The organism is Methylobacterium indicum (assembly GCF_001043895.1).
Classification (GTDB): domain Bacteria; phylum Pseudomonadota; class Alphaproteobacteria; order Rhizobiales; family Beijerinckiaceae; genus Methylobacterium; species Methylobacterium indicum.
Genome location: NZ_JTHF01000454.1, coordinates 1 through 514, shown reverse-complemented (window position 1 = coordinate 514; position 514 = coordinate 1). Strand labels below are relative to the sequence as shown.

Annotated in this window: 1 protein-coding gene; it reads right to left on the bottom strand. The window is 68.5% G+C overall.

Going from position 1 to position 514, the window contains the following annotated elements:
* Nucleotides 1-514: thymidylate synthase (locus tag QR78_RS31445; RefSeq protein ID WP_048431573.1), on the bottom strand; the 514-nt coding region annotated here is incomplete at both ends.

The following is a 514-nucleotide window of genomic DNA, read 5'->3' as shown; positions in this document are numbered from 1 at the left end:
CATCATGTGGGTGAGGAGCGCGTAGGACGCGATGTTGAACGGCACGCCGAGAAACACGTCGGCCGAGCGCTGGTAGAGCTGGAGCGAGAGCCGGCCGTCGGCGACGTAGAACTGGAACAGGCAGTGGCAGGGGGCGAGCGCCATGCGGTCGAGGTCGGCCGGGTTCCAGGCCGAGACGACGAGGCGGCGCGAATCCGGGTTGCGGCGGATCTCGTCGAGCACCCAGGCGATCTGGTCGACGCTGCCGCCGTCGGGCTTGGCCCAGGAGCGCCATTGCCGGCCGTAGACCGGGCCGAGATCGCCGTGCTCGTCGGCCCACTCGTCCCAGATCGTGACCCCGTTCGCCTGCAGGTAGGCGACGTTGGTGTCGCCGGCGAGGAACCACAAGAGCTCGTGGATGATCGACTTCAGGTGCAGCCGCTTCGTGGTCACGAGCGGGAAGCCTTCCGCGAGGTCGAACCGCATCTGGTGGCCGAACACCGACAGCGTGCCGGTGCCGGTGCGGTCGTGCTTC